Origin of the sequence: Viridibacillus sp. FSL H8-0110, assembly GCF_038003565.1 — a bacterium.
Lineage (GTDB): Bacteria > Bacillota > Bacilli > Bacillales_A > Planococcaceae > Viridibacillus > Viridibacillus arenosi.
In genome coordinates this window covers 577,786-603,576 of record NZ_JBBOPJ010000001.1, presented here as the reverse complement: position 1 = coordinate 603,576, position 25,791 = coordinate 577,786, and the positions used below count along the sequence as shown (strand labels likewise).

The 25,791-nt window shown below is 36.5% G+C and carries 24 protein-coding genes; 8 read left to right on the top strand and 16 right to left on the bottom strand.

From position 1 onward, the window contains the following. Positions 1-7: 7 nt before the first annotated feature. The 8 genes from MHH98_RS02950 to mutY form a co-directional block, all read right to left on the bottom strand. Positions 8-1,012 carry an ABC transporter permease gene (locus tag MHH98_RS02950; protein ID WP_038178533.1) on the bottom strand — a complete coding sequence of 335 codons (1,005 nt, stop codon included), beginning with the start codon at positions 1,010-1,012 and terminating at the stop codon, positions 8-10. A gap of 97 nt (positions 1,013-1,109) precedes the next feature. Continuing rightward, positions 1,110-2,723 carry an ABC transporter substrate-binding protein gene (locus MHH98_RS02945; protein WP_038178535.1) on the bottom strand — a complete coding sequence of 538 codons (1,614 nt, stop codon included), beginning with the start codon at positions 2,721-2,723 and terminating at the stop codon, positions 1,110-1,112. Between the two features lie 31 nt (positions 2,724-2,754). Beyond that, positions 2,755-3,738 carry an ABC transporter ATP-binding protein gene (locus tag MHH98_RS02940; RefSeq protein ID WP_038178537.1) on the bottom strand — a complete coding sequence of 328 codons (984 nt, stop codon included), beginning with the start codon at positions 3,736-3,738 and terminating at the stop codon, positions 2,755-2,757. Next, on the bottom strand, positions 3,713-4,732 hold the full coding sequence (locus MHH98_RS02935; RefSeq protein WP_038178539.1) for an ABC transporter ATP-binding protein: 1,020 nt from the start codon (positions 4,730-4,732) through the stop codon (positions 3,713-3,715). The genes MHH98_RS02940 and MHH98_RS02935 overlap by 26 nt, the downstream gene beginning before the upstream one ends. Before the next feature lie 164 nt (positions 4,733-4,896). Beyond that, the gene (locus tag MHH98_RS02930; RefSeq protein WP_076065918.1) at positions 4,897-6,645 is read right to left on the bottom strand and encodes an ABC transporter ATP-binding protein; all 1,749 of its coding nucleotides are present in this window, start codon (positions 6,643-6,645) and stop codon (positions 4,897-4,899) included. A gap of 55 nt (positions 6,646-6,700) precedes the next feature. Continuing rightward, on the bottom strand, positions 6,701-7,246 hold the full coding sequence (ntdP, locus tag MHH98_RS02925; protein WP_038178543.1) for a nucleoside tri-diphosphate phosphatase: 546 nt from the start codon (positions 7,244-7,246) through the stop codon (positions 6,701-6,703). A gap of 136 nt (positions 7,247-7,382) precedes the next feature. Next, complete coding sequence (locus MHH98_RS02920; protein WP_038178545.1) at positions 7,383-7,571, bottom strand: gamma-type small acid-soluble spore protein; 189 nt, start codon at positions 7,569-7,571, stop codon at positions 7,383-7,385. 65 nt (positions 7,572-7,636) lie between these two features. Next, a complete protein-coding gene (gene mutY, locus MHH98_RS02915; RefSeq protein WP_076035134.1) occupies positions 7,637-8,710 on the bottom strand; it encodes an A/G-specific adenine glycosylase in 1,074 nt (357 codons plus the stop codon). A gap of 127 nt (positions 8,711-8,837) precedes the next feature. On the opposite strand from mutY, the gene MHH98_RS02910 reads away from it, so the two are divergent. Further along, the gene (locus MHH98_RS02910) at positions 8,838-9,815 is read left to right on the top strand and encodes a metal-dependent hydrolase (protein WP_076035135.1); all 978 of its coding nucleotides are present in this window, start codon (positions 8,838-8,840) and stop codon (positions 9,813-9,815) included. 237 nt (positions 9,816-10,052) lie between these two features. On the opposite strand, the gene MHH98_RS02905 is transcribed toward MHH98_RS02910, so the two are convergent. Genes MHH98_RS02905 through recX form a run of 3 tightly spaced genes read right to left on the bottom strand, consistent with a single transcriptional unit; the run spans position 10,053 to position 11,443 of the window. After that, positions 10,053-10,313, bottom strand: a complete 261-nt coding sequence (locus MHH98_RS02905) for a YfhJ family protein (RefSeq protein ID WP_038178550.1) — start codon at positions 10,311-10,313, stop codon at positions 10,053-10,055. A 1-nt stretch (position 10,314) separates the two neighbouring features. Continuing rightward, on the bottom strand, positions 10,315-10,641 hold the full coding sequence (locus tag MHH98_RS02900) for a YfhH family protein (protein WP_038178552.1): 327 nt from the start codon (positions 10,639-10,641) through the stop codon (positions 10,315-10,317). Next, positions 10,634-11,443, bottom strand: coding sequence for a recombination regulator RecX (recX, locus tag MHH98_RS02895; RefSeq protein ID WP_038178554.1), 810 nt, complete (start codon positions 11,441-11,443; stop codon positions 10,634-10,636). The genes MHH98_RS02900 and recX overlap by 8 nt, the downstream gene beginning before the upstream one ends. A gap of 181 nt (positions 11,444-11,624) precedes the next feature. Between recX and MHH98_RS02890 the strand changes: the two genes are divergently transcribed. The 4 genes from MHH98_RS02890 to MHH98_RS02875 all read left to right on the top strand — a co-directional run bounded on the left by MHH98_RS02890 (position 11,625) and on the right by MHH98_RS02875 (position 16,816). Then, a complete protein-coding gene (locus MHH98_RS02890) occupies positions 11,625-12,524 on the top strand; it encodes a TIGR01777 family oxidoreductase (RefSeq protein ID WP_076035136.1) in 900 nt (299 codons plus the stop codon). A 51-nt stretch (positions 12,525-12,575) separates the two neighbouring features. Continuing rightward, positions 12,576-13,397: a polysaccharide deacetylase family protein gene (locus MHH98_RS02885; RefSeq protein WP_076035137.1), complete on the top strand. Its 822-nt coding sequence runs from the start codon at positions 12,576-12,578 to the stop codon at positions 13,395-13,397. Between the two features lie 33 nt (positions 13,398-13,430). Further along, positions 13,431-14,801 (top strand): 23S rRNA (uracil(1939)-C(5))-methyltransferase RlmD, encoded by a 1,371-nt coding sequence (gene rlmD / locus MHH98_RS02880; protein WP_143691088.1) that lies wholly within the window; start codon positions 13,431-13,433, stop codon positions 14,799-14,801. 266 nt (positions 14,802-15,067) lie between these two features. Then, positions 15,068-16,816 carry a methyl-accepting chemotaxis protein gene (locus MHH98_RS02875; protein ID WP_038178560.1) on the top strand — a complete coding sequence of 583 codons (1,749 nt, stop codon included), beginning with the start codon at positions 15,068-15,070 and terminating at the stop codon, positions 16,814-16,816. 44 nt (positions 16,817-16,860) lie between these two features. Here MHH98_RS02875 and MHH98_RS02870 read toward each other — a convergent pair whose 3' ends face one another. The 3 genes from MHH98_RS02870 to MHH98_RS02860 form a co-directional block, all read right to left on the bottom strand. Continuing rightward, positions 16,861-17,703: a class I SAM-dependent methyltransferase gene (locus tag MHH98_RS02870; protein ID WP_038178562.1), complete on the bottom strand. Its 843-nt coding sequence runs from the start codon at positions 17,701-17,703 to the stop codon at positions 16,861-16,863. Positions 17,704-17,814: 111 nt separating this feature from the next. Further along, positions 17,815-18,705 (bottom strand): D-alanyl-D-alanine carboxypeptidase family protein, encoded by an 891-nt coding sequence (locus tag MHH98_RS02865; protein WP_235175655.1) that lies wholly within the window; start codon positions 18,703-18,705, stop codon positions 17,815-17,817. 136 nt (positions 18,706-18,841) lie between these two features. Continuing rightward, positions 18,842-20,008, bottom strand: a complete 1,167-nt coding sequence (locus MHH98_RS02860; RefSeq protein ID WP_179078291.1) for an MFS transporter — start codon at positions 20,006-20,008, stop codon at positions 18,842-18,844. Between the two features lie 427 nt (positions 20,009-20,435). On the opposite strand from MHH98_RS02860, the gene MHH98_RS02855 reads away from it, so the two are divergent. The 3 genes from MHH98_RS02855 to MHH98_RS02845 all read left to right on the top strand — a co-directional run bounded on the left by MHH98_RS02855 (position 20,436) and on the right by MHH98_RS02845 (position 24,445). Continuing rightward, entirely contained in the window at positions 20,436-20,624 is a 189-nt protein-coding gene (locus MHH98_RS02855; protein WP_038178566.1) for an SE1561 family protein, read from the top strand. Positions 20,625-20,760: 136 nt separating this feature from the next. Continuing rightward, the gene (locus MHH98_RS02850) at positions 20,761-22,296 is read left to right on the top strand and encodes a fumarate hydratase (protein ID WP_038178568.1); all 1,536 of its coding nucleotides are present in this window, start codon (positions 20,761-20,763) and stop codon (positions 22,294-22,296) included. Positions 22,297-22,540: 244 nt separating this feature from the next. Further along, on the top strand, positions 22,541-24,445 hold the full coding sequence (locus MHH98_RS02845; protein ID WP_038178570.1) for a heavy metal translocating P-type ATPase: 1,905 nt from the start codon (positions 22,541-22,543) through the stop codon (positions 24,443-24,445). A 23-nt stretch (positions 24,446-24,468) separates the two neighbouring features. On the opposite strand, the gene MHH98_RS02840 is transcribed toward MHH98_RS02845, so the two are convergent. Together MHH98_RS02840 and MHH98_RS02835 are read right to left on the bottom strand one after the other, a co-directional pair. Continuing rightward, positions 24,469-25,410, bottom strand: a complete 942-nt coding sequence (locus MHH98_RS02840) for a YihY/virulence factor BrkB family protein (RefSeq protein ID WP_051448533.1) — start codon at positions 25,408-25,410, stop codon at positions 24,469-24,471. A 23-nt stretch (positions 25,411-25,433) separates the two neighbouring features. Continuing rightward, a complete protein-coding gene (locus tag MHH98_RS02835; protein ID WP_038178572.1) occupies positions 25,434-25,790 on the bottom strand; it encodes a hypothetical protein in 357 nt (118 codons plus the stop codon). Position 25,791: the final 1 nt, after the last annotated feature.

Here is a 25,791-nt window from a genome sequence, read left to right as displayed (position 1 = left end):
CCCCTCCTTAGTCATATTTAATCCTCGGATCAATAAAACTATATAAAATATCTACGATTAAATTGATCATAACAAAAACAAAAGCGATCACTAATATACCAGATTGTATAACCGGATAATCACGGAATCCAATAGCATCGTAAATGTAGCGACCAATACCAGGCCAACTAAAGATAGTCTCAGTAAGGATAGCACCACCTAATAATAGTCCCATTTGCAAACCAATTACTGTTAATACAGGAATGATGGCATTTTTGAGAGCATGTTTGTAAACAACCCAGAACATATTTTGCCCTTTAGCTCGTGCTGTTCGAACATAATCAGAACGCATCACTTCAAGCATACTCGAACGTGTCATTCTCGCAATAATTGCCATCGGGATTGTCGCTAATGCAATTGCTGGTAATATTAAATGTTTTAATACATCCCAAAGCTGATCAAATCGACCATGAATAATCGTATCTACAACATACAAGTATGTAATAGGATCGACAGGATTCCTGGCATCCTCTCTACCTGATGTAGGGAGTAAATCCATTTGAATACCAAATACCCACTGCCCCATTAAACCTAACCAGAAAATAGGCATAGATACACCGATAAGTGCTAAAATCATTGCAAAATAATCAAACCAAGAATTTTGGAACCATGCTGAAACAATTCCTGCATTCACACCAATGATTACTGCTAAAATCATTGCAAAAAGAGCCAATTCAAATGTCGCTGCTAAATACGGCCACAATTCACTTGATACCGTTGCTTTCGTACGCATCGACTCACCTAAATCACCTGTCAATAGATCACCTAAATAATTAACGTACTGAATATACCAAGGGTTATCCAATCCTAGGCTTGCTCGCAATGCCGCTTTCGCTTCTTTTGTAGCCTGCTGTCCTAAAATTACTTGAGCAGGATCACCTGGAATTGCACGTATTATTAAAAATACAATAAAGGTCATTCCGAGCAAAACCGGGATTAACTGTAGTAGTCTTTTTCCAATATAGTGAAGCATTTTCTTCACCTCTCCATCTCAATCGTGTTGAATAATTCTCGTTTGAAAAAACTCGCCTTCCGCCAAATAAGCGAAAGGCGTAGTTTAGTTGTCTAGCTTATTTAAAATCTACTTTTTCTAATCTGTCAGAACCAGTTGGGTGTGGTAATAAGTTAATGACATCTGATTTACTAGCTAATAGTGGTGTAGAGTGAGCCAGCGGAACCCAAGGTGCTTCTTCATTAAAGATTTCTTGAACTTCTTTGTATATCGCATTACGCTTCTCTTCATCTACTTCTGTTTGAGCTTCAATTAATAATTTGTGTGTTTTAGAATTTTTGTAGTAAGAGTAGTTGTTACTGCCGATGCTATCCTCATCAAGAAGGGCATATAAGAAGTTATCAGCATCTCCGTTATCGCCAGTCCAGCCAAGTAAGAATGCATCTGCTTCCCCTTTTTCAGCTTTATCTAAATATACGCCCCATTCATATGAAACGATTTTGCTCTTCATACCAACGTCAGCTAGGTTCTTTTGAATTGCTTCAGCAATTTTTTGGCCATCTGGCATATACGGACGTGGCACAGGCATAGCCCATAATTCGATTTGTTTACCATCATAGCCAGCTTCTTTTAATAGAGCCTTAGCTTTTTCTGGATCATATTCATAGCCTTTAACATCGTCATTGTAACCACCAATTACTGGCGGCATTTGGTTTTTCGCAACTTCAGCTTGACCTTCGAAGAAAGCATCAACAATCGCTTGCTTATCAATTGCATAGTTCATCGCTTGACGAACTTTTACATTATCAAAAGGTGGTCTCGTTACAGTTAAACCAAGATAACCAATGTTCATAGATGGACGTTTAAGTAATTGTAAATCAGCATTACCTTCAATCGATGCAGCATCCGATGGACTAATACCATCTGCTAAATCGATTTCACCTGTTGTTAAAGCATTTAAACGAGCAGAGTTATCAGGCATAGAACGGAATACCACTTTATCTAGTTTCGGTAATCCTTCTTGCCAATAATCTGGATTCTTTTCAATTGTAATTGAGTCATTACGTTTCCAAGAGACAAATTTGAATGGTCCAGTACCTACTGGATTTTCCCCAAATTTATCACCAAACTTTTCAAATGCTGTCGGACTCGCAATAGCGAATGGACTCATTGCAAGGTTTTTCAAGAATGGAGCTTGAGGTTGTTTTAAAGTGATAACTACTTTTAAATCACCGTCAGCTTTCACAGATTTGATTACTAGACTTTTATCATCTTTAAAGCCACCAAATACTGATTTAAAGTAAGGGAATTTCTCTGCATCGCCGTTCATCCAGCGTTCAAAGTTTTTCACTACTGCATCAGCGTTAAAATCAGTGCCATCATGGAATTTTACGCCTTCTTGTAAGTCAAATGTGTAGCTTAAACCATCTTTAGCAGCCTCCCAAGACTTAGCTAAACCAGGGTTTAATGTTGTATCTTGTTCACCAAAGTTGATTAGTTTTTCATATAAGTTCTCTGTTACTTTGTAAGTCTCTCCCTCTGTTGTAGCAATAGGATCAAGTGATACAGAATCTCCCCCACGACCAAAGACTAACGTTTTTTCTTTTTTCTCTCCGCCGCCTTTATCATCGCCCTTAACATCATCCTTTTCATCGGATGAACATGCTGCTAATGCTGTAGACAACACTAGTAATAACATCAAGCCTAGCGCTAACCATCTCTTTTTCCTCATATACATAACCCCTCCACACTTTGCTCTATTATCATTGTTGACCTTGCTCATTATATAAATGACAAGCAACAGAATGACCTTTCTCAACTTCCTTTAATACAGGTACTGTTTTCGAACAAATATCCATTTTAAATGGACATCTTGTATGGAATGTACATCCCGCAGGAGGATTTGAAGGACTTGGAATGTCCCCTGTTATCAATATTTGCTCCCGTGTAAAGTTCGGATCTGGTACAGGAACTGCTGATAATAAAGCCTTTGAATAAGGATGCAATGGTTTACTATATAAAGACTCACTATCTGCTAGCTCAACCATCTTCCCTAAATACATGACCCCTACACGGTCACTGATGTGACGAACAACACCTAGATCATGCGCTATAAATATATAAGTAAGCTTTAAATCCTTTTGCAAATCTTGCATTAAATTTAAAACTTGAGCTTGAATCGAAACGTCTAAAGCTGAAACAGGTTCATCTGCAATAATCAATTTCGGATTTGTCATTAACGCTCTTGCTATACCAATACGTTGTCTTTGTCCCCCACTAAATTGATGTGGGTATCGTCTGGCATGGTAGCTACTGAGACCAACAATTTCTAGGAGCTCATTGACCCTTTTCTTACGTTCTTTTGCATCTCCAATACCATGAACAATTAGAGGCTCCTCTAGAATTTTGCCTATTGAATGTCGAGGATTTAGTGAGGCATAAGGATCTTGGAAAACCATTTGAATTTCACGGCGAGCTTTACGCATTTCCTCTTTTGTTAAATCGGATAGTAATTTACCGTCAAATTCAATGCTTCCTTCTGTTGGCTCTAGCAATCTCATAAGCATACGACCCGTAGTAGATTTACCACAGCCGGATTCCCCTACAATCCCAAGCGTTTCACCTTCATTCACATAAAAGGAAACATCATCAACCGCTTTGACCTGACCTGATACTTTTCCAAGTGTACCTTGGCGAATCGGAAAGTATTTCTTCAACCCTTTAACTTTCAACAACGGCTCTGTCAACTGCGGACACCTCCTTTCTTTCGTGCAAGAAGCATCTCGTCTTATGTTCTGGGCTTGTTTGATATAAATTCGGATTTTCTACACGGCATTGTTCAAATGCAAATTCACAACGAGCAGCAAAACGACAACCAGTACGAACAGATCCCGGTTTTGGCACGTTTCCAGGTATGGAATATAATCGTTGTTTTTTAAAGCGCATATCTGGCACAGATTGAATAAGTCCTTTTGTATACGGATGTTGTGGGTCGTTGAATAATAATTTGACGGGACCCTCTTCTACTACTTGCCCTCCATACATAACGACAACTCGTTCACACGTTTCTGCGACAACACCTAAATCATGTGTAATCATAATAACTGCTGTATTCAATCTCTCATTTAGGTCTTTCATTAATTGTAAAATTTGTGCTTGAATCGTTACGTCTAACGCTGTCGTTGGTTCATCTGCAATAAGTACTTTTGGATCACAGACAAGTGCCATCGCTATCATCACACGTTGGCGCATACCACCAGATAATTGATGTGGGTATTCCTTTATTAACTCTTCAGCTCTTGGTAAACCTACTAACTTCATCATTTCAATAGCACGATTTCTAGCCTGTTTTTTTGACCAATCTTTATGATGGATTAAAATTGCTTCCATCAATTGATTCCCTATTGTAAATAGCGGATTCAGTGACGTCATTGGTTCTTGGAAAATCATCGCTATATCTTTCCCTCGTACTTTACGCATTTCTTTTTGAGAAAGCTTAGTTAAATCCTTGCCATCAAATTCTATTTGTCCATCTGTAATTTTACCTGGCGGAGATGGTACAAGCCCCATAATTGATAAAGCGCTTACACTCTTACCACAGCCCGACTCTCCTACAATGCCAAGTATTTCACCTTCTCTTACCGAAAAATTAATATTATCTACTGCAGGGATTTCACCATCATCTGTGAAAAATGTCGTCTGAAGTCCTCTCACTCGTAGTAATTCTTTACGATCACTCATTTAGTCCCTCCTTTTTAATTCGATAATTCGATATTTTCTAAATATTCAATTCTTTTTATCTATTTTATACTGTTAATTTGAAAAATTGCAATACTTTTCATATTTAAGTATTTTTATAACAAAAAAAGACTTCCCATAAATGAGAAGTCTTTTTTTCATCTTCATTATGCATCTAGTCTTTGCATATGGAACAGGTTATGATAAATTCCTTGTTGTTCTATCAGTTGCTCATGTGTACCTTGTTCTTTTAGTTCACCATGATCTATAACTAGAATCTGATCGGCATGTGTGATTGTTGATAAGCGGTGAGCTACAACGATTGTTGTTCTATCATGAGCTAACTTGTCTAACGATTCTTGAATTAGTGATTCACTTTCTAAATCTAAAGCTGATGTGGCTTCATCCAGAATAAGAATCGGTGGATTTTTCAAAAAGACTCTGGCTATAGCAACTCGTTGTTTTTGTCCACCAGATAATTTAACACCACGTTCTCCAACTTTCGTATCGTACCCTTCTGGTAGTGACATGATGAAGTCATGAGCATTAGCTGCCTTGGCTGCTGCAATTACTTCCTCATTAGATGCATCTGGACGTCCCATTAAAATATTTGATTTAACAGAATCGCTAAATAAAATATTATCTTGGAGTACGATTCCAATTTGTGAGCGTAACGAATGGATTGTTGCCTCTCTAATATCAATTCCGTCAACTTTTATAGCACCTTCCACCACGTCGTAAAATCGAGGTATTAGTCCGACTATCGTGGATTTACCTCCACCACTCATTCCAACTAGCGCAATTGTTTGACCTGCTTGAATGTTAAAGCTTACATTGTTCAATACTTTCTGTTCATCTTCAGTATATCGGAATGATACTTTTTCAAATTGTACTTCCCCTTTTAGTGGAGGTAGTGCAGCGGCATTTGGTTGGTTTTCTACATCGTATTTCTCATCTATCAACTCAAATACACGATCCATCGAGGCGATTGATTGAGTTAATGTCGTTGAAGAAGTTACAAGTCTACGTAATGGTCCATATAGGCGATCGATATAAGCAACAAACGCTACCATCGCACCAACAGAAAGGGGGCCTTGAATAACCATATAACCTGCAAAACCAATAACGAGTAACGGAGCTACTTCAGTAATCGTATTAATCACAGCAAAAGCTTTAGCATTCCATTTGGTTTGATCAAGTGCCTTGTCTAAAAACTCCCCGTTTGTCTCATCGAAAATTTTCTGTTCATGCTTCTCTAATGTGAAGCTTTTTATAATGCTCATTCCTTGAACACGTTCATGTAAATAGCTTTGTACTCCTGCTAATGCTTGTGAGCGTTTGCGTGTTAAATCACGTAATCTACCGAAAAAATATTTTACACAAAACGCGTAGAATGGAAAGACGATTAACGTTACTAACGTCAATTTCACATCTAATGTTAGCATAATCCCAATAGCGATTAGAATTGTTGCTAAATCCAGCCAAACATTCATCAGACCAGTCATGATAAAATTCTTAGTTTGCTCCACATCATTAATGACACGGGAAATAATTTCACCAGCACGTGAATTTGCATAATAGTTCATGCTTAGTTTTTGGAGATGTCCATACAATTCTTTGCGAATATCATATAATATCTTATTACTCACATGCTGAGCAAAATACTGACGATAATATTCTATCGGTGGTCTTAAAACAAAAAATACAACAGCTGTCCCGCCAAGCCAATAGAAAAGCTGTAACGTTTTTTCATCGTTTGTTAAATTTTCGGCCATCACAATATCATCAATTACAATTTTGATTAATATCGGAATAAATAATGGGATTGCGAATTTAACAATTCCTATAACAAGTGTTAATAGAATCTCCCAATTATAAGGCTTTACGAATCGCATATAGCGTTTAATACTGTCCAAAAAGTCACTCCCTTTTCAAGCGAAAAGCCTGCTGGTTTTCACCAACAGGCATTTATTAGTCATTATCATGAAGCTTTCTTTGAAATTGATAACGGCTCGTCCAAGCCTCTATAAAGTCAGGCGCAAATGGTCCACGTCTTTGGTGAATCCAACTAAGTAACTTATCAACATTTGATTTCAATATTTGATCAATTACAGATGGATAACTCATTTCCTTTTTATGTTGTTCATACTCATCTTCATCAAGTAAAGTATAAGACATATCGGGAAACACTTTTACATCTAGGTCATAGTCAATATACTTAATAGCGTTATTATCAAAAACAAATGGAGAGCTCATATTACAGTAGTAATATACTCCATCTTCTCTCAACATACAAATAATATTAAACCAGTGCTCTGCATGAAAGTAACAAATGGACGGTTCACGTGTTAACCATGTTCTACCATCCGCCTCCGTTACGAGTGTACGTTCATTCGCTCCGATGACTATATTTTTTGTGCCTTTCAATACCATCGTTTCTTGCCAGACACGGTGGATACGGCCATTGTGTTTATAACTATGTATTTGTATTGTTTCACCTTCTAATGGAATCGCCATGCTAATGCCCACCTTTTCGATAAACACTTATTGGAAAAGCGCTCTTTGCTTAACATTATAACAATCATGAATAAAAACTTGTAGCAAAAAATAAGCGAAGGCCAAAAGCCTTCGCTCATTAGGGTGTGTCCCATGATTAGTTCGAGTTATTTTGATTATTCTTAGCAAATTTACCCGAAGCTTTTTGCTTGTTTTGCTCAGCTTTATTATTTTGCTTTGCTACTTCGCTGAAATCAGTTTCAGCTCCAAACTCCTCAAACATGTTTTGCGCGTTGTTTTGCGCATTATTTTGTGACTTGTTTGCACTGTTTTGATTCTTTTTCATGGAAATCACCTCCGTGCTATCTAATTTGCGTAGCTTGGAGATATTTATTCTTGGTAATATTTCCTTTATAAATTTGATGATTCGATTTGATATCTTTGCCACACTTTTTGCATTGGTACTGGCATTGGCAAAGCAGCCATCTCTTCAACCGTAAACCATTGGCAATTATTAGGTATGATTTGTTGCTCCTCACAACTAACAAAGTAACTTTCTATATGCCAAGTTAAATGTGAAAAAATATGTTTGAATGAAGTTAATTTTTCGCGTGATAATAAGTTTAAGCTATATTGTTCTGCTAATGTCGTTTCGTTTGTAGTATCGGTATCATTTTTTTGCTCAATCATTGGAAATTGCCACATATTCGCTAGTAGTCCTTTTTCAGGACGCTTTTCGATTAAAAATTGGCCTTTAGTATTTCTCACAACATACACGTCATATGGAATGTGCTTCATCTTTATTTTTTTCGTTTTAATAGGTAGCTTCTCCGGATTGCCCTCATTGAAAGCTGTACAAAATTCTCGTACTGGGCATAATAAACACTTTGGAGAGGTCGGAGTACAAATCATCGCACCTAACTCCATTAACCCTTGATTAAATTCGGATGGATGAATTGGATCAATGAGTTCCATAACAGCATTTTCAAACGTTTTTTTAGTCTTGGGAAGTGCAATATCTTCTTCAATTAGTAAAACTCTGCTTAGAACACGCATAACATTGCCATCAACAGCATGCTCTGCTTTATTATAGGCAATACTAAGAACCGCTCCTGCAGTATATGGCCCAACACCTTTTAGTTTAGAAATTTCTGGTCGATTGTCAGGTACTTTGCTGTTATAATTTTCGACTACTTCTCGAACACCAGCTTGTAAATTGCGTGCACGTGAATAATATCCTAATCCTTCCCATTGCTTCAACAACTTCTCCTCTGGAGCATCTGCCAAATGTCGAATTGTTGGAAATTCACTTAAAAATCGTTCATAATATGGGATAACCGTGTCGACTCTTGTCTGTTGAAGCATTACTTCTGATACCCAAATTTTATAAGGGTCTTTCGTTTTTCTCCACGGTAAATCCCGTTTTTCTTTTTTAAACCACTCGACTAATGCTTGTTGGAATTGATGTTTATATTGATAGTACACTTTTTCCTCCTAGGTATTTTCGATTTATTTTAAAAATGCATAAAGCTATAAAATGTAAACCAACTGATAATTTTATCTAATAAAATTGAAACAATTTCTCTCCCAATATTTAAGGAGCTGATTATTTTTGGATTCAGGTACACATTTAGTAATGGGTATTGCACTAGGTGGTTTAGCATTAGCTGACCCAGTAGTAGCAGGTAGTTCCATGACAACAGCTGCAGTTATTACAGCAACAATCATTGGATCACAAGCACCCGATATCGATACAGTTTTAAAACTGCGTAATAATGCTGTCTATATTCGGCACCATCGAGGGATTACACATTCAATTCCCGCTGTTATATTATGGCCTATTCTAATCACAGGCGTGTTATCTTTGTTATTTCAAGGTGCCAATATATTACATCTATGGCTTTGGACATTTTTGGCTGTTTTTCTTCACGTTTTTGTTGATATTTTTAACGCTTATGGAACACAAGCATTTCGGCCACTATCAAAGAAATGGATTGCGCTCGGTGTTATTAATACATTCGATCCTATAATTTTCGGATTACATGTAATAGCACTAATGCTATGGGCGTTTGGTTCTGATCCCGTTTGGACAATAACCAGTTTGTATTGCATTATTGTGATTTACTATTTAATCCGCTTTACCTTACAGCAAGCAGTTAAGCATGCTGTTAAAAATACCATTCCAGATGCCGAGAAAATAATACTTTCACCAACAATGCGCTTTTTCCAATGGCGTGTTGCAGTAAACTCAAGCTCCACTCACTATGTCGGACGAGCTTATGGGCGGTCTATCACCGTATATGATAAATTCCCAATAGAACCACTACCAGACACTCCATTATTCCACGCAGCGTTAGAAGATTCCAATTTAGCTGCATTCGTATCATTCTCTCCGTTATATCGTTGGGAAGTAAGTGAGCTTGAAAATAATTACCATGAAGTACGGTTAATCGATCTACGTTATCGAAGCGAAAATCATTATCCATTCGTAGCCGTCGCACTACTAAACGACAATCATGATGTTATCCAATCCTACACAGGCTGGATATTTAGCGAAGACAAACTACGGAAAAAACTGGTTGTGGATTAACTTAAATGCTGAAGCGGCCCGTTCAGCAATCCAACTGTTGCACTAACTTATCAAACCTTTAGAAAAGCTGCCGAAATCGGCAGCTTTTATTGTTTCTAATGAAATTGCTTGATGAGCATTATAAATATAAGCTTATCAATTTTCAATCAAGCATCTCATTTTAAAAATGCTATCAACTAATAAACACCCTCAATAAACTGACCGCTACATAATAACGTAGCGGTCAGTTTATTGTAATCAGTTGTCAGTTGCGTCTAGTAAGTGAGCGTATTTTGGATTACGTCCTGCGAATTCATGTAGTTGATGACCATAGCCTTGAATCCATTGGCGAATAATTTTCTCCGTCATTTCAGCACCTTGATAATCATAACCTGCTTTTGCATATGTCGCTTCAAAATCAGACCATAATAATTCAATCCACACGCGTGCACGTTCTTCTGTTAATAATTCATTACTATCTTTTAGTTCCAATACAAGTTGATCTACTATTGATTCCAATTTACATACCTTCCTTTACTGGTGTTAACATTGAGATTGGTAATGCTTCTTCATAATGATCACCACCAAGTCGATATCCCCATCCAAAGCGTCCTTTTAAGTATTCCAATTGGAAGAACACACCTGGATCACCTTCAATACGATACATTTCGCCTGGTTTGAAATCATCTGGGTTCAATAAAAATGCTTGCGCCATCAATGCTTTTCGTTCATAAACGGCAAATTCATTGAGAATGCCTAGTTGCTCTGCTTTTCTCGCCTTTTCTTTTAATGTTGCGATTTCTGTTCGTAATTCTGATGGTGTCATATCGCTATATTTTTTATCCATTTTCTTGCTCCTTCTCTTCTATGAAAGTTTCTATAATATTAGCAGGAAAGCCTTTTTGATATAGAGTTTGCTTTACACGCATATGCAGATCATATCCGCTATATTTCGTAGCATATTTACGCCATGCTTTGTCACCTTGTACTTGAATCATTTGTTGCCATTCATCATCTTCTCGTGAAAATTCAATTTGTTCAAGCACTTGCTCTATTATCGCAAAGGAATAGCCTTTTCGCATTAAGTTATCTTGAATTTTCTGTTTTACTTGAGTCGGTGTTTTACGTCGTTCAGAAAAAGCTACCTTCTCTCCTAGCTTCAAGGCAATGCTAAGCTGCTCTTCCTCAGAAAAGGTTTCAAGTACTTCTTCCTGTAACTTTTTATCTATACCTTTTTTCTGCATATCTTGTCTAATTGCACGAGGACCTTTTTTTGCAGTCTTCTTCTTCGTTTCAAGAAGTGCTTTTGTATATGTGGCATCATTTAAGAAGCCATGTTTATTTAATTTTTGAATTGCCTCTTGAATAACAGCCTCTCCAAATTCTAAGTCAAGAAGCTTCTTTCTTACTTCATATTCACTGCGCATTTGATAACTCAAAAAGCCCAGTGCACGATTATATGCTCTTTGAATTTCATCATCAAAGGCAATCTCATCTAGCTCGAGCCCTTCAATCACTTTTCCTTTTGTCAGGCCAAACTGAATTAAAATGGTTTCATCAACACTAAAAGCGTATTCTTCATTTAAAAAGATATTATAGCGCTCTTGATTTTTCTTTTGGCGCGTAATTTTTGTGATTACTCGAGTCATCGAAACACTCCTTCACTTAAATATAGTATACATCTTTTCTAAGTTACCTTCATTTCATCTATACTTACATATAATGAAAGCATACATATGTATGGAAAGCTAATACACTTGATCTGATTAGAGCATTCAAATAGTTCATGTTTTTTCACTGACCAATCATACATGGAGGGACGACAAAATTATGAAAATTGCAATTGCAGGTGGCACAGGTTTTGTAGGTCGTGAGCTTACAAAACTTTTACAACAACAAGGTCATGACGTTTTTATCTTAACGCGAAAAAAAAGCTATGAAGCAAATGGTATTCACTATATACAATGGCTAACAGAAAATGCAATGCCTGAAGAACATTTACAAAGTATAGATGCCTTTATTAATCTAGCTGGTACTTCATTAAATGAAGGTCGTTGGACAGATAAGCGTAAAAAGGACATTTACGACAGTCGCATCTCTGCTACAAAAGAAGTTCTACGTATTATTGAAACACTTGATGTGAAACCTAAAGTACTGATTAATGCTAGTGCAATTGGCATCTATCCATCTTCAAAAGCTGCAACCTACACAGAAGGCTCATCTCAAGTCGCAAAAGACTTTTTAGGTAAAACAGTCAAACACTGGGAGCAAGAAGCAAAAAAAGCCGAAAACTTTGGAGTCCGTGTAGCAATGGCACGTTTCGGTGTCATCTTAGGTAAAGATTCTAGTGCACTTTCTCTAATGGTTTTACCTTATAAACTTTATGTAGGTGGTACAGTTGGTTCTGGCTCACAATGGGTATCTTGGGTTCATGTCAAAGATGTTGCATCTGCATTATGTTTTGCATTAGAAAATGACCAAATTGTTGGCCCATTTAACATAACATCACCTAATCCAATTCGGATGAAGCAAGTAGGAGAAATGATAGCCTCTGTTCTAAGTAGACCACATTGGTTTCCTACTCCGTCATTTTTACTAAAAATTGCATTAGGGGAAAAAAGTAATCTCGTTTTAGAAGGACAGCAGGTTTTACCGAAAGTTTTACTAACAGAAAACTTTCATTTTGAATACCCAACACTTGAAGCGGCCTTAGAAAATTTGTACGCATAAAGAACGTTCCTTGGCGCAACCTACCTTAAAAATAGAAAGGTTGCGTTAAATATGTGGAAAAACCATTTGCTCGGAGTCGTCATTGCAAGTGCTATTGTTTTTATTGGTGCCATCGTCAATCCATTTAGCGCTTTTGCAGATGAACTTCATTGGGGTTTTAAAAAAGCTCAAAACGAACAACCAGCAGAAGCTGGAGCAGCATTTGATCAAACCTTAGAGAAATACGGCGCCCTTTATAAAGGAAGTCCTGATGAAAAGGTTATTTATCTAACTTTCGATAACGGCTATGAAAATGGCTATACAGCAAGCATACTGGACACTTTAAAAAAGGAAAAAATTCAAGCGACATTTTTCCTGACAGGTCATTATTTAACGAGTGCTACCCCACTTGTTAAGCGCATGATTGAAGAAGGTCATGATATTGGTAACCACTCATATGGGCACCCAAATATGGCCAGAATAAGTGAAGAAGAAATATTAAAGGAATGGAAGAAATTCGATGATAAGCTAAGAGAGATTACAAAAGTTGAACGAACTATTTTTGCAAGACCACCTGAAGGCTCATTTAACGAAAAACTACTTCAAGTAGGAAATGATGCTGGCTACCGACACATTTTCTGGTCAGTTGCCTTTAAAGACTGGCTTGCTGACAAACCTCAAGGCTGGAAATATTCATATGATAACCTTATGTCACAGCTACATCCTGGTGCCATCGTCCTCATGCATACAGTGTCGCCTGATAATGCGGAAGCTTTACCAAAATTCATCGAAGCTGCACGCAAGAAAGGCTATCGATTTGATTCCATTAATAATCTTGTAAACAAAGAAGCTGGTTTAGCTGGTTCTTTCAAAACACACGACCGTTCGTTATAATGAATGGACATAGCGAAAAAGGACGTGTAATTTTTGACGCAACAATCAATTATGGAAATGGGACAAAAACTTAATATAACAATTAAAAGGCTCGGCATTAATGGTGAAGGAATCGGCTATTATAAGCGGAACGTAGTTTTCGTCAAAGGCGCTCTTCCTGGTGAGGACGTCATTGCACAAGTGACAAAAGTAAATCGAAACTTTGCAGAAGCGGAAGTTGTGAAAATTCACAAAAAATCACCGATACGCCAAACACCACCATGTCCAGTTTATGAGGAATGTGGCGGTTGCCAATTACAACATATAACATACAAAGGACAGTTAGCAGCAAAACGAGATGTCATCGTTCAAGCTCTAACAAAGTATGTAAAATCACAAGCAAACAAAATCAATGTGCGTCCTACAATGGGCATGGAAGATCCTTGGCATTACCGAAATAAAAGCCAATTCCAAGTACGGAAGCCTGGAAATAAAGTACTAGCTGGTTTGTATTCTGCCAATAGCCATAAACTATTGAACATAGAAGAGTGCGTTGTACAACATCCTGCAACAACGAAAGTCACAACGGCTACAAAACGTATTTTAGATGAACTTAACATCCCCATTTACGATGGTCGCTCAAAAGGAATTGTACGTACAATTGTTGTTCGTACTGGAATAAAGACCGGTGAAGTTCAACTCGTGCTTATTACTACGCGAAAAAACTTCCCTAAAAAAGAAGTGCTTGTTGAACGATTAAAACAAATTGATCCAGCTGTCGTATCCATCGTACAAAATATTAATGCTGAAAAAACTTCATTAATATTCGGTGACGAGACATATACACTAACTGGAAAAGATACAATTCATGAAGAACTTGGTGAACTTGCTTTTGATTTATCAGCACGTGCATTCTTCCAACTTAACCCTACACAAACTGTTCATCTCTATAATGAGATTAAAAAAGCAGCTGCTTTAACAGGCAAAGAAACTGTTGTTGACGCTTATTGCGGCGTTGGTACAATCGGCCTTTGGTTGGCAAAGGACGCAAAAGAAGTACGTGGGATGGATATTATTCCTGAAAGTATTCAAGATGCTAAGCTGAACGCGAAAAAGCATGGTTTTGACCATGTTAAATACGTGACAGGCTCTGCTGAAGAATGGTTAGCCAAATGGCGCAAAGAAAAGTTCGTGCCAGATGTACTGACAGTAGATCCTCCAAGAACAGGTCTAGCACCAAGCCTTCTAAATACAATTTTACAAGTTAAACCAAAACGATTTGTATATACTTCTTGTAATCCATCGACTTTAGCAAAGGACTTACAGGAGCTTACAAAAGTATATGACATTCAATATATTCAACCGATTGACATGTTTCCCCAAACAGCGCATGTTGAATCAGTCACATTATTAACATTGAAATAATCCATTAAAAAGATTGAAGTTCTTATGAGCTTCAATCTTTTTTATCATTACTTATTACCCCCTTCCATAGATTTAAACTCCTAAATCATTTTAATAAAAAAAGTCCATTTCCCTACTTACAACACAGTACAATTTACTAAAATAACACATTTATATCTACTTTTCGACAAATTATTACATTTTTCTGCATTTTTTCTCATTGATTATCATAGTTTACGAATCCATAATAGTATTAACAGATTTTTTACAATGCAGGAGGGTTCTCAATGCAAAGGATACGTAACTCTATTCAATGGAAGCTCATGTTAAATTCGTTACTTCTTGTCGCAATACCATGTATTATTATTGGTTTTTTCAGTTATCAAAGCGCAAAATCTAATATGGATAAATTAGGTGAAACGATTGTTAAAAACAGTGTCCAATCGACGATGCAGTTAATTGCTTCACTAGATGCTGAAGTACAAAAAGGAAACTTGTCCCTAGAGGATGCGCAAGAAGCTGTTAAGGTTCAAATCATCGGTAAAAAGACAGCGGATGGACATAGAGAGATTACATATCCTGGTAACTTAGGAGAAAGTGGTTATAATTTCATTTTGCAAGAAGATGGCTTAATGCTTGCCCATCCTAATATTGAAAATCAACAATCGTGGGAGTTAAAAGATAGTAGTGGACAATATTTTATTCAAAAAATCATTAAAAATGCAAAAGACGGTGGTGGTTTTGTAGAATATCCATTCCATCTACCTGATGATGAAAAAAAGCTTGCTGAAAAAATTACATATGCTGATATCGACCCACACTGGGGTTGGGTTGTAAGTGCCGGAAGCTACAAAAAAGACTTTAACTCATCCGCACAAAATTTACTTGTCGTCATGGGTGTATCCTTTGCGGTGTCACTTATCATCGCGACTATTATTATGTACTTATTAGCTAAACATTTTGGTACTCCCATTTTAAGACTAACAAATAAGGTAAAGAAAATTTCTACTGGTGACTTAACTGTCCAATTACATGAAGTAAATCGCGGAGATGAGTTAGGGCAATTGAATACTCATTTTGATGTGATGGTAACACAACTAAAAACATTAATAAGTGAAGTAAATACCACAACAAATGATATACAAGATGCCTCATCAACATTAACCGCTGTATCCGAAGAGGCAACTGCCTCTACAACAGAAATTACACGTGCTGTATCGGATGTCTCAGCTGGATCATTACAGCAAGCAAGAGACGCAGAGGAAACAAAACGAGTCATTATTGGTATCTCAGAACAAATAAAAAATCTATATCAAAAAAACGAGTTTATGCAGCAATCTTCAGAACAGATGCAACACTCCAATGAGCAAGGGCTTAATAATTTATCATTATTAAAAGAGAAATCGACAAAATCAGCTGACCTAGTAGAACATGTACAAAAAGTATTCCAATCCCTATCTTCTAAAATGAAGGATATTGAAAATATTATACAAACGATTAATCAAATCTCTGCTCAAACAAATTTACTAGCTCTTAATGCAAGCATTGAAGCTGCTAGAGCTGGTGAACATGGTAAAGGGTTTGCTGTTGTAGCAAACGAAGTCAGAAAACTAGCTGAACAGACTGCAGCATCCACGGAAAGTGTTCAACAAACGTTACGTGGTATTGAACAGGAAACCTTACTTGCAAACCAAGAAATTGACAAAACATCTTTGATTGTCAAAGAACAAAATGTAGCTGTTTCAAATACAGAAATGTCATTTGAAGATATTAAATCGAATGTAGGTACTATCATTACATCCATCGAAAACGTCACAGAGAGCGTCAATATATTAATGGCTTCTACTGAGATGTTCACTTTTGCAATTGAAAGCATTGCTGAAATAAGTGATCAAAATGCCAAAGCTTCTACAGAGGTATTTGCTTCAGTTGATGAACAGCAACATGTCATGGATATTGTAGCTAAATCTGCAGCGCAGTTATCGAATGAAATTAATTCATTAAAATCATCGATTGCACAATTCAAGCTAAAATAAACAGACAAAAGCCGTCCTCAATTTAATGAGGACGGCTTTCTTCTTTATAGACTACTAGGACTCCAATATAAAAGAGCAGCTTTAAATTGATGCTTATAAATATATTTACCTTTATTGTATTCAACATACTTCTGCACAGCTTCCTCAACTTGCGACCGCCCAACATTTGGCGTCAATAACTTTACACTGTTGGCATCAATCATCTCGTCATAAGAATTATACGTATACGTTTTCTCCAAATCTACTATTTGACAATTTGCATGAATATCCAATTCATAAAGAATATTCATCAAATCTATATAGTCTCTTCTTGGATACTTCAGCGAATAACCAAAGTTATTTTGTAAATCTATATAATGCGGCCGCATCGGTGCAAAAGTCACACCAATGATGGCTAACTTCTTGGCACTATTATGTATTTGTTGTAGCGCTCTCTTTATTTCATATATGCGATAAAAACAATTCATTCCAAAAACAATATCATATTGCTCAGTTCTATTATAATCCTCCCACTTCTCATGAATAAAGGAAATATTGTTATAATTATCGGAATCACATTTGTTTTGCAAATAATGAATCATACTTGCAGAACTATCTACACAAGTAAGCTTCTCAACGTGGTTAGCAAGTGGAAATGTATAATTCCCCCATCCAGGTCCAATTTCTAGAACCGTATCAGTTTGCTCAATGAACTTTGCAATGGTTTGAAAGATACCCTCTGCATAAGGATCTGTCTCTTTACCAGCATTTTTTTCAATATATTGAGCCCAAAACTGCTCTTCTAAAGCATCATTGACCATGCGCTCTGGCATCTTCCCTGACCAATCTTTCATCCCTTCTTGCCAAACTTTTTCGAAATCAACTTTTTCTCTTGTCTCAATAATCATTACACACTTCCTATTCCACTATATTCAAATTATTCACTATCTTCATCATATAGTGACAACATCACTGCCGCAACGAAAAAAGGATCGCACTCACAAGTACAATCCGAATCATTAGAATATTTGATTATAAACTGATAGAGCATCCGTCATATGAAACTGCTCCGTATTATGATCTCCAGGTGCTCCCGTAGTAATGAATATATACTGCTTACCATCTTTCTCAGCTAAACTCGCCAAACAAAGCCCTGCTTTATCTGTATAGCCTGTTTTGCCACCTAAAATCGTTCCACCTTCAATAGTGGTGGAGGGTAGCTTTTCAAACATTGAGCTATTAAAAGTAATGCCATCTGGATGTACATTTGTTGCCGAAGTAGTATAATGCTTTGCCGTAAACACCTTATAGAATGTTTCATCCTGTAAAGCATAACGTAGTAATTTCGATAAATCCTTAACAGTCGAAAAGTGCTTATTATCTTGTAAACCTGTTGCATTCATAAAGTGCGTATCATTCATTCCAAGTTTATTTGCCTTGTCATTCATTAACTTTACAAAGCCTTTCTCTGAACCTGAAACAGCAATAGCTAAGCTAATCGACGCATCTGCTCCAGAAGGTAACAAATTACCGTATAATAAATCACGTACTGTAACCTGTTCTTGTGCAACAAACCCTGCTACAGAGGCATTTTCAGCACGAATCTTATCGAACATCGCACTCGGAATGGTAATCCGTTGTTCTAAATCAGGTAAGTTCTCTATTGCTACAATGGCGGTCATCATTTTCGTTAAAGATGCAGGATAAATTTCCATTTCACTTTGTTTATCAAGCAAAACCTTTCCACTATTTAAATCAACTAAAATGGCATTTTCACTAAATAGCCCCGGTTCTGCCTGTGTTACTTGTTGCCTATCATCATTTATAAATAAATTAGCAATCCATAATAAACATAATACTAATAGAGCCATCACTAATTTAACTCTTAAATTCAACTTTCTTTTCTTCACATGCAACATCTCCTTTCACTTCTATTAAACCAAATAGAAATGAAGGAAGCATAAAGGAATTCTGATTTTTTTCTTAATTTTTCAAGCAAAAAGTCTTTGTTACATAAAAAATAACAAAGACCCGCAACTATATAACTCACTTTACAGTTCTTCCACCAATTAAAGAAATGAAAAACACACTGAGTAACATGATTGATACAAGTAAAAGGAAGCTATATTGCGTTACAAATTGTAAATAAAGTCCGCCTAAAAATGGCCCACTCAAGCTACCTAAGCTAAAAAATATACCACATAGTAAATTGCCAGTTGGCAACAATTCTTTTGGAGTTAAATCTGTCATATATGTAATTCCTAATGAGAATAATGACCCTGCAAATAACCCTGCACATAAAAAGACAACAGCTACCAAAATTTCAGATCCCTCAAGAAAGCTGCCGATTCCGAAAATCATTCCCCCACCCGCTAAGGCAATTAATAGGATTCTACGACGTCCAATCTTATCTCCAAGCATACCTAATGGGACTTGAGAAATAATCCCCCCCGCTGAGAAAGCTGCTAAAATAAAAGATAACATTGATACATCAAATGATAGTCGTAGTGCATAAACCGGGAACAATGCATTTAATGATGATTCTAAAAAGCCATAACAAAATGGTGGTAAAAATGCTACCCAAGCATATCTCATGGTCGATACATAACGTCCCCATGCTTTTTCATCTACATTTGTCATTTGAATTGACTCTGGACGCTCATTTTTCAATAAGAAAATAAGTGACCATGCTACTAAACAAAGAGCCGATGACACGATAAATGGTAGTGCCTCGAAAACGTTCATCAATGGTACAAATAAAGGTCCGACTGCAAAACCTAGACCAAAAGATAAGCCATAAATAGCGATGCTTTTACCAAGTCGATTTGCTGGTGCCGTACTTGTAATCCACGTTTGTGTTGCATAATGCAATGCGTGATCCCCAATACCGATCAGCAATCGTAATATAAACCAGAACGTTATACTTTTCCATAACGGAAACATGAGTAAAGATAAAAAGACAAGTGCTCCACCTATCACAATAATTGGTTTATACCCAAACTTGCGTAACGGTTGTTCGATAAAAGGAGCTATTAATAATGTTCCGATATATAAACCTGTTGCATTCAAACCATTCAAAGCAGAAGAAACACCATCCTGCTCAAAAATTACCGACACAAGCGGCAATAACATACCTTGAGAGAAGCCCGAAATGGAGACCATAATTACCAAAATCCAAAATCTTCTCTTTTCAAAATTAATACTATGCTCCATTTCTTCCTCCTTGCGAATTTATATCAATTTAAGTACTACTTAATTCTTGTACAATATTATCATAATTCAGTTGGAAGCTGATATGATTTTTTCCATAAAAAATGAAGGCCCAGTTCACATTGATAACATGTGTACTGAGCCCTCTAACAATGACTAATATTCATTTAATTTGCAGTTGCCTTTAAATCCTTAGCGGTAGTTCGCCGTTAACTGCTATCTCCCTCCCTCTACTACAAGATTTTCAATTTGCTTTACTAATTATTCTCCTTTCCTATTCTTATATTCACTTTATCATAATACTTAAATAATGTAAATTTTCTAAATACAAATAACATTAAAACATTTAATAAGTCCTAGTATTTCCGTAATTCAATTGAAAAAACTATACAAATCAGCTACTATTGGGTAGAAGAAATGAGGTGTAATGATGGGTAAATCAATTACAGATAAAGATCAGCAAGTGACCTACCTAAAAGAACGTCTTCAAATCTTTTTAGAAGTTCTAGACGCAATTGACCCTGAAACTACTGAATTAGAAGATATCGATCGCCTTATTCAGATGATGGACGATTTAGAAGAAAAAATGGATCAATTCAATGACAGACCTGAAAACTAATCAGTGAAAACGAATAATTTCTATCATTTTTATCAGTTTAAAAAAGAGCGTGAATTCACGCTCTTTTTTTCATATTTTGAAAAGGGTATAATGAGTATGGAATTAAAACATTTCCTTATTTGAGGGGGCAATTCACATGAATTTAGAAAAGCTTGAACAAAGCATTTATGATTTAGTAACTGAAACATCTACAAACTTACCAAAAGATGTACGCCGCGCAATAAAAAAAGCGAAAGATGCTGAAAATGCTGGTACTCGCGCTGCTATGAGTTTAGATACAATCGCTACTAACATTCATATGGCTGACGATAATATTTCACCTATCTGTCAAGATACTGGACTTCCAACATTCAAGATAAAAACTCCTGTTGGTGTAAACCAAATTGAAATTAAAAAGGTCATCAAAAAAGCAATCGCTAGTGCTACTGCTGATGCTAAACTTCGTCCAAACTCAGTAGACTCATTAACTGGCGCAAACAGTGGTGATAACTTAGGTGAAGGTCTTCCTGTTATGAAATTTGAACAATGGGAAAATGACTTCATCGAAATTAAGTTAATCTTAAAAGGTGGCGGCTGTGAAAACAAAAATATTCAATACAGCTTACCAACTGAATTAGAAGGACTTGGACGCGCTGGTCGTGACTTAGATGGTATCCGTAAATGTGTTCTTCACTCTGTATACCAAGCACAAGGACAAGGCTGTTCAGCTGGATTCATCGGTGTTGGGATTGGTGGAGACCGCTCATCTGGATATGATTTAGCAAAAGAACAACTATTCCGTCATGTTGATGATACAAATCCAAATCCTGATTTAGCTAAATTAGAAGATTACATACTTGAAAAAGCTAATACATTAGGTATCGGTACAATGGGCTTCGGTGGTGAAGCAACATTACTTGGCTGTAAAGTTGGCGTTATGAACCGTATCCCAGCATCATTCTACGTATCTGTAGCTTATAACTGTTGGGCTTACCGTCGTATGGCAATCGATGTTGATGCTACTACTGGTGAAATCAAAAACTGGCATTACCAAGACGGCGAGAAAATCTCGTTCAAAGAAGAACCACAAACAGAAGAACCAAAATCGGAGAAAAAAGTTGTTGAATTAACAGCACCAATCTCTGAAGAACAAATTCGTTCATTAAACGTTGGTGATGTAGTTAAAATCACTGGTCGTATGTATACTGGCCGTGACGCTATCCACCATCACTTAATGAGTCATGACGCTCCAGTCGATTTAAACGGACAAATCGTATATCACTGTGGTCCTGTAATGGCAAAAGATGAAAATGATCACTGGACAGTAAAAGCTGCTGGTCCAACAACTTCTATCCGTGAAGAACCTTACCAAGGCGATATTATGAAAAAATTCGGTATCCGCGCAGTTATGGGTAAAGGCGGTATGGGACCAAAAACACTTGCTGCTTTAGCTGAACACGGTGGCGTTTACTTAAATGCAATCGGTGGTGCTGCACAATACTATGCTGACTGTATCAAATCAGTCGATGGTGTAGACTTAATGGAGTTCGGTATTCCAGAAGCAATGTGGCACTTATCAGTTGAAGGTTTCACAGCTGTCGTAACAATGGATTCTCACGGTAACTCATTACACGCAGATGTTCAAAAATCATCTCTTGATAAATTAGCACTACACGCTGAACGCGTATTTTAATAGAATCTTTATGAAACTCTCGAAGACTATTTATAGTTTTCGAGAGTTTTTTTATTTTCTACATGTACATTTTCTCTTAAACTAACATTTATTAAACAATCCACTTCCCCAATTATCATCTCTATGTTATAATAATTCTAAATTAAAAATGATTGTAAAAGTAACTGGTAATCCCTTGTGGTAAGCCAGTTTTGTTGATTAATAAAGGTTTTGATATTGATATTCATTATCAGGAGGTATAACAATGGAATCTATAAAACAACAAAAGTACCCGCTAATTGAGAATACGAAAGAACACGCTGAACTAATCGCAGCTCTAGCTTCAGGAGTCTTCATTTTAATTGCTTGGCTACTAGGTAAAAATGATCTGAACACTTTATCCATACTTGTTTATGTTCTTGCATTTATAATTGGTGGCTTCGCAAAAGCAAAAGAAGGTGTTGAAGAAACAATTGCTAATAAGGAACTAAATGTAGAATTCCTTATGATTTTAGCAGCAATCGGTTCAGCAATTATTGGTTATTGGACTGAAGGCGCAATTTTAATCTTTATATTCGCAGTAAGTGGTGCACTTGAAACATACGCAATGAATAAAAGTCATAAGGAAATTTCAGCACTTATGAATTTACAACCTGAAGAAGCATGGTTAGTAAATGAACAAGGAGAACTAACTCGCGTCTCTGTTTCTACTTTAAAAAAAGGTGACCATCTCTTTATTAAACCAGGTGAAAGAGTTCCAGCTGATGGAGTGATTTTTGAAGGTACTACCGCAATTGATGAGGCTGCTATTAGCGGCGAAGCAATACCTGTTACAAAGCTTGAAGGTGACGAAGTATTTGCAGGGACTGTCAATATGAGTGGTGCAGTGACTATGGAAATGACGAAACCAAACTCCGAATCACTATTCCAGAAAATCATTGACCTTGTACAATCTGCTCAAGATGAAAAATCTCCCTCTCAGCAATTTATTGAACGATTTGAAGGTACTTATGTAAAATTTGTATTAATCGCTGTTTTGCTAATGATGTTCATCCCCCACTTCTTACTTGATTGGGATTGGACAACTACTTTTTATCGCGCAATGGTATTACTAGTTGTTGCATCACCTTGTGCTCTTGTGGCATCAATAATGCCAGCTACACTTTCGGCCATTTCTAATGGTGCAAAAAGCGGTATTCTATTTAAAGGTGGCGTTCACTTAGAAAATTTAAGTGTATTAAACGCTATCGCATTTGATAAAACAGGAACACTTACACGAGGTAAACCAATTGTCACTGAGTTTATAGTTCGTGAAGGTATTGATCAACAACACATGCTCTCTATAGTCGCTGGTATTGAATCACAATCCAATCACCCACTTGCTCAATCGATTACAGCTTATGCGAAACAACAAGGACTGACATCCTTCCATAAAGCTCAAATTGAAGATGTTCCTGGTTGGGGTATGAAAGCAATTGTAGATAACACTTCTTATAAAGTAGGGAAAACTGATTTCGTAGGTCGTGAAGACGCAATGCGTTTTGCTAATGGGGTTGCACTTACATTAGCGGATGAAGGCAAAACGGTTATTTTCGTACGTGATGAAGAAGGAATTGTTGCCATCGCTGCGATGAAAGATACAGTTCGTGAAGAAGCAAAACGCGCAATTGCTCTTCTAAAAGAGCTAGGTATTCACACAATTATGTTAACTGGGGATAATGAGAATACCGCTAAAGTAATCGCTAAAGAAGCAGGTGTTGATGCTTATATTGCAGAGTGTTTGCCTGAAACAAAAGTACAACATATGAAGGATTTAATGGCTAAGTACAAACATGTTGGAATGGTTGGTGACGGTATTAATGATGCACCTGCACTAGCAACAGCTACTACAGGGATTGCGATGGGTGAAGGAACAGATGTTGCATTAGAGACAGCTGATGTTGTATTAATGAAAAATGACCTTTCTAAAATTGCTTATGCAATTAAACTGTCGCGTAAAATGCAGAAAACTGTTAAGCAGAATATTGCATTTTCTATTTCAGTCATTGCCTTACTTATTATCTCAAACTTCCTACAAGCAGTAGATTTACCTTTAGGTGTTATTGGGCATGAAGGTAGTACAATTCTAGTGATTTTAAACGGTTTGAGACTATTAAATAAAAACATATAAAAAAAGAGAGTGACCATTTAAGGTCACTCTTTTTTTCGTACTTCCAATATTTCTAGTCTATTTTGCATAATGGCATTAATTTGTCCACTGGCCATTAAAATCATGCCTGTGAAATATAACCATAACATTAATATGATAATTCCCCCGATACTACCATACGTTGCAGAGTAATTCGCAAAATTACTAATATAGTAAGAAAATCCGTAAGATAATACTATCCATGCAACCGTCGCAACAGCCGAACCGAGTAATACACTGCGTAAATACAACTTTATATTAGGTACAATCCAATACATTGTCGTTAATACTGTGAAAATCAATAGTGGCGGTATGATCGAACGAATGCTATTCCATATCTTTAAGAAATCTACTGCTAATCCAAAGTAAGAGAATAGTATAACACCGATTTGTCTACCAAAGACCGATAGTAGCAATGCCACAATGATTAATCCAACTAATAAAAATGTGAAAATAACAGACACAAATCTCGCTATGATGAAGGGCCTTGTTTCGTTTTTATCATATGAACGGTTTATAGATTTGATCAACGCATCTACACCTTTAGATGCTGACCAAATCGTACCAATGATACCTATCGACAATAATCCACCATTCCTATTTTCTAAAACTTCACTAATTGTCCCATTTATCAATGAGTACACTTGATCAGGTAAAATGGCATTCAAAAACAAATAAATTTGATCTGGATCAATATTTAAAAACGGCAGTAATGTCACTAAAAAAATGAGTAATGGGAAAAAAGATAATAGGAAGAAATACGCTAATTGCGCACTAAAGCCTGAAATGTCTCCATCTTTTATCCTTTGTATAAACTCCATCATAAAACCTTTAGATGTCGTTATATCATTAACTCTCCCATCCTTACCCTTTTTCTCTATTTGCATCATCTTCATCTTATCAAATACTGTTGAAGACTTTAAATCATCACGATTGTTTCTACTCATTGATCTCTCCCCCTTTGTTCAGATCAAAGATGAATTATGTTAGGATCTTCCTCTTCCTCTTTTTCTGTTGAAGATACAAATGCATTTTTAGTATCCGCTAGTAGATTTTTCACTTGTGGTGTATATGTTCTAATCTCATCAACTTTTTCCATTAAATAATCTTTTTCTGTTGAAAATGAATCGTATAAAGTTTGATACTTTTCCACTTTATTTTGTACTTTTTCCACGAATTCATCGCGATTCTTTGCATAGTATTTAACATCACTTGAAATACTTTTCGCTTTTCTACACGTGCTCTCACGAGTACTCCTATCCAACATACTAATTGCTGCTCCAGCAATTGCACCAATTGCGATTCCTACAAATAACTTATTCGACATT